The organism is Methanospirillum sp. (genome assembly GCF_035406105.1).
Classification (GTDB): domain Archaea; phylum Halobacteriota; class Methanomicrobia; order Methanomicrobiales; family Methanospirillaceae; genus Methanospirillum.
In genome coordinates, this window is sequence record NZ_DAONKG010000256.1 from 1 (window position 1) to 3,084 (window position 3,084).

A 3,084-nucleotide genomic window follows, 5' to 3' on the forward strand; every position below is an offset into this window, starting at 1 on the left:
TGCCAATCAAATACTCCAATGGGACATATAAGAGAGCGGGGTCATTTACATGACAGGTCAGATACACCCCGTTTTGATCGAGTGTGAAGAGGATATCAGGAATTGCAGCAATAATGGCACGGTACCGCTCTTCACTCTCGCGGAGTGCACATTCAGCCTGTTTTTGAGCCGTTACATCCCGTGCGGATCCTACGGTTCCGATCATCTCACCTTTCTCATTCAGGAACGGGGCTTTATGAACATCAAGAAAGAGAAACGATCCTTTTACATTCCCGTACTCATCAAACTGCCGTGGCTCTCCTGCATCCATGGTGATCTGATCCGTATCACGGCAGATATCTCCAAACGTATGCCAGTCCGGGTTGTCGGGATGCGATCGCCTTTCACGTTCAGCAAAATAGAGATCGGTCTTTCCAACCGGTTCAAGGGTATCCCTGGCATTCAGAAGCTTGTTGCAGATGGCCTTATTTGCAAAGATGTACCTTTTTTTGAGATCTTTTGCCCAGATCATATCAGGAACGGTATCGCACATCATCCGCATCATTGACGAAAGAGAGCGATATCGCTCTTCCCGCTCCTGCAAAGCCTCCTGAATCTCTCTCATGATAGTGATATCCTGACACCCGCCATAGAGCCGGAGCGTATCCGGATGATACCGTTCCTGCTCACACCTCACTTTACAGGATAACCAGTGAATAGCTCCATTTTTATGCAGGATACGCAACTCACAGGTTGCAGACTGACCTGGAGAAAGACCGGTTATATTCCGGTCAAAAACAGGAAGATCCTCTGTCACAACAATCGCTCTCCAACACCCCATTTCTTTGAGCTCATCAATGGTATATCCGCATATCGGCTCAACCGCACCTACCATCCAGTCGATAAAAAACCCGCTCTTATTATGAGATACGCATGAAAAGGCAAAGTCAGATGTAAGCGTCGAAATCTGACGATATCGTTCCTCATTCCGGAGCAGAAGATCTTCTGCATGTTTTCGTCCGGTAATATCCGTTGCGATTTCAAGTCTTACCAGTCTCCCGTCAGTCCATGGAATGACCCGTGCATGGCAGATATACCATCGGCCATTCTTCTCAAAATACCGCTCCCAAACATGGATACCAAGAGGGCGGGATGAATCGGTGAGCTGCTGGTTTGTACAGTCCGGACAGGGGGAGATCTGATCCTTTTGCAGAACCATATAGCACTTTTGACCGACACATTCTCCAAAAATAGTTTTTACCTGCTGATTGCAGTATAATATCTCATAGGTTTTGAGATCGATGACCGTAACAAGGATATCTGCTGCATCGAGGATAATATCTGCTTTGTAAGGATTCTCCAAAGCCCCGATCTTGCGAACCGTTGCACGGTTGAGAGCGGCGGGAAAGGCAGATGCAGATATATTTCCCTCAAGAATGACATTATGATGCTTCTGCAGATAATGCAATATTTTATCTGATTCGTTCCACCGTCGATCCAGCTGGGTGACCATATCGTCAATCAGCCTGACCTGATGAAAAATCATCTCACGTATCTGATCATCAGGTATGCACTCTGTATACCCGGTAATAACAGAGAGAGGGTTTCTGATGCCATCATTCAGTACCGACTGCTGTGCAAAGTTTACCTGTATCTGCCTGATAGCCGCCTCAATATCCTTTTCCATCCGAAGTTTTTCGGTGATATCAAGGCCCTGTGCGATGGTTGCAACGGGTGTCAGCCCGTCTTCCCCAAAGATGGTGGATGAATTCCAGAGAACAGATCGCGGACATCCATCCTGATGAAGTACCGGGATTTCCACCATCTCCCATCGTTCTCCGTTCATGATGTGTTGCAATAGTTCTTTCCACCTGTGCTGATCATCCGGTGAAAAGATCTCACTGATATGCCGTCCTATCACATTTTGAGCAGAATAACCGGTAAGGGATTCGAATGCTTTGTTCACACGCGTAACTGCGAGATCAGGATCCCAGACAATAATCGGCCCGTTTGCATGGGTTATCAGATTTTCAAGATATTCATTGGTCTTTCTCAGGTCCTCTTCGACCAGAGCACGTGAGATGGCAGTTCCGATAGTATTGGCAAGAGTAAGCAGGGTCTCCTTTTCACCTTTTTTCCATTCATACTCTGTAGTGCAGTTATCAAATCCAATAAACCCCCACAATTTCTTTTGGATGATGATAGGAACCAAAAGGATAGAGATGATACCCTGGGCACTGAGTATCTCGCGTTCACTCTCCGGATGATCTCTGATAAGGCCTGCGACAATCTTTCCCTTCCGGAGTAACCGGTATGAGTAGGGGGCAACAACCTGAAACGAAAGATTTTGCAGATCCGGGTTGTTAATCTGCGGTTTTATACCTTCACGGGTCCATTCAAACCGCTGACTGACCAAAAATTCATGAGTCACCGGATCGGGGTGAGCCTGAAAGATATAGACACGGTCCTGGTCAGTTGCCGATCCGATTATATCAAGAACCTTTTGAAGAGCATGATCCACCTCTTTCTCCTGAAGGAGAACCTGAGTGCATTCTGCAAGGGCGGAGAGGAGCCTTTTATTTTGTACCTGAGTTAATTCATCCCTTCTGTCGCCCATAACCCTCGTTATCAAATCCCATACTGCTGTGCACTGATCCTGGAGATCTCCCTTCTTCTGGATAAGATATACCATTCCACTCCCGGCAGGAAGCAGGAGGTCTTCCTGTCCTTCTTCGGTGAATATGATACAGGGGATTGTATGGTTTATTTTCCGCAGCCGGGAGATAAACTGTGAGGCATCCATATCCGGAAGGGGATATGTCATAATGACCACATCACCGGGCCTTTGAGAAATCCGGGAAAGAGCCTTGGATCCGGTAAGAGATGCTTCTATGATATTTTCTCCGATATCCATACGATATTGTCGCAAGATTTCAGAGAGGATCGGATCATTCCCAACAAGGTGTAGTAAGATCATGGTCTGCCGGACGGATGGATCGTTCTTTTTTGCTGATTTCATGGGATGAAGGGAGGGATATATTCTTTTAAGGTATCGTGCAGAATATGTCCCTGAAAAATCCGTTGCATCCAATGAATAAAAAGATT

1 protein-coding gene is annotated in these 3,084 nt (G+C 46.5%); it reads right to left on the bottom strand.

The features are described 5' to 3' along the window. The coding region (locus PLA23_RS11990; RefSeq protein WP_324475329.1) for a PAS domain S-box protein at positions 1–2,956 on the bottom strand (2,956 nt) is incomplete at its 3' end. Between the last annotated feature and the right edge of the window lie 128 nt (positions 2,957–3,084).